This is a genomic window from Anaerobacillus sp. ABR4_321 (assembly GCF_056158505.1).
The window spans coordinates 1-5,422 of record NZ_JBSWTK010000009.1 but is presented as its reverse complement, the minus strand read 5'-3'; the positions used below and the strand labels follow the sequence as shown (position 1 = coordinate 5,422).

Below are 5,422 nucleotides of genomic sequence, written 5' to 3'. Positions count from 1 at the left end.
AAGGTTAACACCCACACTTACTTCAGGACGTACAGCACCTCTATATCGTACGTTTACCATCGAGAAACCTTTTATCGATCCACTTATTTTAAAAAATACGAAATATACGATCACAGCACTTACAAGCTTTCTCGGCACTTCAGCACTATTTGGCCTTATTTTTGTTATTCCGATCATGTTACGTGATTTAAACGAACTGTCTACGCTATCGATCGGGCTCGTATTATTCCCTGGTGCTATGGCAGCCGGGTTAATCGGTCAATTTGGTGGAAAGCTTATTGAGCAAAAAGGCGCTACGACAGTAGTTAAGCTCGCACTACTACTCATTGCGAGCGGAACCTTTTTTTATCTCAACATTCTCAGGTTATGCAGCCTGGATCATCGTTCCATGTTTGCTGATCGCTTACCTTGGATTTCCATTGATTCAGAGCTCTACTGCTGACTTGATTTCTTCCATTTTACCCGAGCATCAAAACGGAGTGGGAATGGGTGTCTTCAACTTATTGGTAGTTTTATGTTACATGTTACTTCGTTCAGTTACGTATTGCTAAGGTTAAGTAGTGGACCTAGAACCTGTGCCACAGCACCTCTTTTTGCACCTGGAACTGCAGGCCCTTTTCTCCCACAGCCAGTGGAGACGCTAGGGCCATCTGTAACATCCACAGAGAGGCTCCGCCCAATAAGGCAACGAGGAGAAAACCACTAAGACAGGATTTTCCAAAACTTGAAAGGAGAGCTTGTCCGCTTTTTCTTTACCACAATGTTTCCATGATCAAATGCTGCAACCCTCGAACACCAGCCCCGATCGACCAACGTTGATGACCGATAATCTCGACAACCGGCAATACCCCGCGCACGCTGTTACACAATGCTACTTCATCAGCCCCGCTCAGATCCCGAATTTCTAAATCTCGCTCCTGCCACTGAATCTCACTGGATAACCAGTCCCGCATGACGCCCCGGACACCACAGCGATGCAAATCAGGCGTTATCCAGGTATTACCAAAGCGAGCCAGTAAATTACAGCGCAAGCTCTCGATAACCCTGCCCTCACTATCTAACATCAGGCCATCGATACGCTCCCCGTCAGGGAGCTCAGATTTCGCCTTATTATATCGATTGCGACATAAAAGTTTGCTGCCTAAGTTCCTACTTTTTGAAAGCGGTAGATAGGTCTTACAGGGGTAAAGCCGAACTCCAAGTTCAGTCTCGGCAGTCAACTTTAGCGGCAATAAGGACAGATCCCAGCACCACTCACCACCAACCGAACCCAGCCGCAATCGGGCGATCGCCATTTTCTGGTTAAGCTGCTTAACCAACCGGGGTATGCACCGATCAATCTCTTTAAGGAGCTCCTCATCCAAACAAGTATTCCGGGCCAGGCGCTCTTGGTGTAGCGGCCACAGCGGCAACCTTCCGTTGTGACAGCGCATGGTTTCGAGGATTCCATCTTCGTAACTCTCATCAGCAGGCAAGCTCTGCACAGGTCGGCTTCTGAGAAAAAATTGTGGCAATTTGCACATATCAGGATGGGAGTGCCCGCCCAGAGGCGGGCAGACAGATCAGGTTCGCTTGAAGATTAATGAACCATTGGTGCCACCAAACCCAAAAGAGTTAGATAGTACCGAATTAATTACTCTAGGCTGGGCCTCCTGAGGCACTAGGTTGATATTTTCACAAGCCTCGTCTGGGTCATACAAATTGATTGTTGGCGGTGCCATTTGATCGCGCAGAGCAAGGACAGAGAAAACTGCTTCAAGAGCCCCTGCAGCACCGAGAAGGTGGCCAGTCATAGACTTTGTAGAACTTACCGCCAGCTCTTCTAAAGAATCTGCAAAAATCTCACGAACAGCCTGAATTTCAGCCGTATCTCCCAATGGCGTAGAGGTGCCATGTGCATTGATATACTGGATATCAGCAGCATTCATACCGGCGTCATTAAGCGCATTCTGCATGGAGAGCGCAGCTCCAGCACCATCTTCAGGAGGCGAAGTCATATGATGGGCATCGCCACTCATACCAAAGCCTGCAAGCTCTGCGTAAATCTTTGCGCCGCGGGCTTTCGCGTGCTCGTACTCCTCCAGGACAAGTACCGCAGCCCCTTCTCCCAGCACAAAACCATCTCGACTTTTATCCCACGGGCGACTGGCCGTCTTGGGGTCATCATTGCGCGTAGAGAGCGCCCTGGCCGCACAGAAGCCACCGAGCCCAACAGGCGTAGTGACCATTTCGGCCCCGCCACACACCATAACATCCGCATCGCCATACTGAATGGTCCGCATGCCCAATCCCAGAGCATGGGTGCCAGTAGTACAGGCTGTTGTGACGGCGAGATTTGGACCTCGAAGACCAAATTTTATCGACAAATTGCCAGCGACCATATTGATGATGGCACCCGGCACAAAAAATGGTGACACTCGTCGGGGGCCCTTGTCGGCAATTAACAGGGCATTATCTTCAATAGCCAAAATGCCTCCCATACCGGAACCGATACAGGTCCCCATACGCGACGCATTCTCTTCATTAATTTCCAGACCGCTATCTTCCATCGCCTGGTTACCCGCAACCAGGCCATATTGCAAGAAAGTGTCCATCTTGCGCGCATCTTTTGCGGCTACATAAGGAGTCGGATCAAAATCTTTCACCATAGCGGCGAAGCGGGTTGAGAACGCCGAAACATCAAATGACTCTATTGGAGCAGCTCCACTGACGCCCTTTAGGATGCCAGACCAAGTCTCCTCTACGGTGTTACCCAGCGGGCTGCACCGCGCCCATTCCGGTTACAACAACTCTTCTGTGCGACACTGCGGTCCCCCCGAAACTCTTACTGCCACTGCTCTCCCTTCAATCTACATACGAAGGAATCAACACTAGAACAGCAGTCACAATTCCATAGTGCAAATATAAAGAGAGCCGCGCTATGTAACATAGAACGGCTCTCAGAAACGCTTGGCTACGCACAGTAATAAAACTGTTCGCGCCTAAACCACCCAGCAGGAATTAACCAAGGTTGTCCTTGATGTAATCAATTGCCAGCTGAACAGTTGTGATTTTCTCAGCTTCTTCATCGGGGATTTCGGTTTCGAATTCCTCTTCCAAAGCCATTACCAACTCAACTGTGTCGAGTGAGTCCGCGCCCAGATCTTCAACAAAAGAGGCTTCAGGCTTAACGTCTTCTTCCTTCACGCCCAGTTGTTCAGCAACGATCTTTTTAACGCGCTCTTCAATGCTGCTCATGATTCAATTTAACTCCTAGTGGGTAAAAATCTGTTTTAGTCGCTATTGTTATTTCGCCAATCCAATTAACAGCGATAACGACCGGCTCACACAGCTTTTGGATAATTCAGAGGCCATTGTACCCCAAGTTTTTAGGGTTGTAATGCACGGCTCTGCGGCACCATCAGCAAATACAAAAAACTTTTAAAAATCAATAGGTTATTGAAATATTTTCAACGTGCCTCAGGCCATATACATGCCGCCATTGACATGTATCGTCTCCCCCGTGACATAAGCTCCGGCATCACTCGCCAGGAAGGCCACAACAGAGGCAATCTCTTCGGGCTGCCCCAAACGACCCAGAGGGATCTTACCAAGAAGCGCCTCGCGCTGCGCCTCAGGCAGCACTTTGGTCATATCGGTATCAATAAAACCCGGGGCGACCGTATTCACAGTAATGCCGCGAGAGCCAATCTCCGCAGCCAGGGACCGAGCAAAACCCGCTACTCCAGCCTTGGTGGCCGCGTAATTGCTCTGACCCGCGTTGCCCATGCTACCCACCACGGAGCTGATATTGATGATACGCCCCCAGCGTGCCCGAGTCATATCTCTGAGGCAGGCTTTTGTCATACGGTAGACAGCGGATAGGTTTGTCTCGATCACCGAGTCCCACTCATCATCTTTCATGCGCATGAGCAAATTGTCTTTGGTGATGCCCGCGTTATTAACCAAAATGGTCGGCGCCGCAAAATCATTTTTCACTTCGTCTAGCAGCCCAGCGATACTTTCCGCACTGGTGACATCAAGTACCATACCTGCGCCATTGAAGCCCTGCTCGGCGAAACGCGCACTAATTTTTTCGGCACCACCAGCACTAGTGGCAGTACCGATGACCACTGCGCCTTGGCTGCCCAACATATCCGCAATTGCTGCACCTATGCCGCGACTGGCACCAGTGACCAGGGCAACTTTGCCCTCAAGGGAGGTCTTCAGACTCATACTTGCTTTATCCTTATTTGACCATTGCCATCGTGCCTGAGCAACTCAGGCGGCTGTAGATCTCAGCGCTTCATTAAAGCTGCTGGGAGTGTCTATACCGTGACAAACGGCACTGCGATCAATACGCTTGGATGAGACCAGCCAGCACCTTACCCGGACCACACTCGACCAGCTGGGAAGCACCATCGTTTATCAGCTTTTGCGCACAGGCAGTCCAGCGAACCGGACTATATATCTGCTCAATCATCAAAGCCTTGATCTTCGCAGGATCAGATTCAGTTTCGGCATGCACGTTGTGTACAACAGGGATTTGCGGGGCACTAAATTCCGCCGCCTCGATCTGAGGGGCGAGCTTCTCCGCTGCCGGACGCATTAACCCAGTATGAAATGGCGCACTCACCGGCAAAGGCATGGCACGCTTTGCACCGGCCGCCTTACAGGCATCTATCGCCCTTTCCACAGCAGCACTATTGCCTGCAATTACGATCTGGCCCGGAGAGTTGTAGTTCACCGCAGCCACCACTTCACCTTGAGCGGCTTTAGCACAGAGCTCTCCCACCACATCATCATCAAGCCCAATCACTGCGGCCATAGCTCCTGTACCCACGGGTACAGGCTTCCTGCATCAGACGGCCACGTTCACGAACCAGATGGACAGCATCTTTAAAAGCCAGGACACCGGAACACACCAATGCCGACCACTCCCCAAGACTATGCCCTGCCATGCGAGCAGGCACCGCACCACCACGAGCGCGCCAATGGCGATAGAGAGCAACACTGGAGGCTAAAAGAAGAGGTTGTGTACGCTGGGTAAGATTGATTGCTTCCTGCTCACCATTTTGACAGAGATCCCAGAGGTCATATCCCAGGACTTCTGAGGCTTCAGCAAAGGTGGATTGGATTTCAGGGGCCTCCTGAGCAATTTCGGAGAGCATGCCGATCTTTTGAGATCCCTGCCCCGGAAAAGACGAATGCAAGCGCGGCATTGGTCATAAGATATCCTTAAACCTGTTTGGCAAATTTCAGTAGGAGGGAGGTGTGGTATCTACCCCATTTCCTTTGAGTTTCGCTCGCCAGCTTGTACCAAGGCGGCGCCAACTCTGGCAGCCAAATCGGCATCGGCACATTCTTTTGCCGTCACCATAGCCCGGTAAAAAGCTTCGCTGCTGGCACCCCCGTGACTTTTAATCACGTTGCCCTTCACCCA

5 protein-coding genes and 2 pseudogenes are annotated in these 5,422 nt (G+C 50.8%); 1 reads left to right on the top strand and 6 read right to left on the bottom strand.

Annotation, left to right across the window (positions count from 1 at the left end; translation table 11 throughout):
• Nucleotides 1-442, top strand: a pseudogene (locus ACXADT_RS21695) (hypothetical protein); the annotation flags it as partial.
• Between the two features lie 310 nt (nt 443-752).
• On the opposite strand, the gene ACXADT_RS21690 reads toward ACXADT_RS21695, so the two are convergent.
• The 6 genes and pseudogenes from ACXADT_RS21690 to ACXADT_RS21665 all read right to left on the bottom strand — a co-directional run bounded on the left by ACXADT_RS21690 (nt 753) and on the right by ACXADT_RS21665 (nt 5,201).
• The gene (locus tag ACXADT_RS21690; protein WP_444939320.1) at nt 753-1,484 is read right to left on the bottom strand and encodes an aminotransferase class IV; all 732 of its coding nucleotides are present in this window, start codon (nt 1,482-1,484) and stop codon (nt 753-755) included.
• Between the two features lie 78 nt (nt 1,485-1,562).
• A pseudogene (fabF, locus tag ACXADT_RS21685) lies at nt 1,563-2,805 on the bottom strand (beta-ketoacyl-ACP synthase II).
• Between the two features lie 195 nt (nt 2,806-3,000).
• Complete coding sequence (gene acpP, locus ACXADT_RS21680; protein WP_152453358.1) at nt 3,001-3,237, bottom strand: acyl carrier protein; 237 nt, start codon at nt 3,235-3,237, stop codon at nt 3,001-3,003.
• 222 nt (nt 3,238-3,459) lie between these two features.
• On the bottom strand, nt 3,460-4,215 hold the full coding sequence (fabG, locus tag ACXADT_RS21675) for a 3-oxoacyl-ACP reductase FabG (protein ID WP_444939322.1): 756 nt from the start codon (nt 4,213-4,215) through the stop codon (nt 3,460-3,462).
• A 118-nt stretch (nt 4,216-4,333) separates the two neighbouring features.
• Complete coding sequence (locus tag ACXADT_RS21670; protein ID WP_474835892.1) at nt 4,334-4,798, bottom strand: ACP S-malonyltransferase; 465 nt, start codon at nt 4,796-4,798, stop codon at nt 4,334-4,336.
• Nucleotides 4,785-5,201, bottom strand: a complete 417-nt coding sequence (locus ACXADT_RS21665) for an ACP S-malonyltransferase (protein WP_474835891.1) — start codon at nt 5,199-5,201, stop codon at nt 4,785-4,787. Before ACXADT_RS21665 ends, ACXADT_RS21670 begins: the two co-directional genes overlap by 14 nt.
• Nucleotides 5,202-5,422 lie beyond the last annotated feature (221 nt).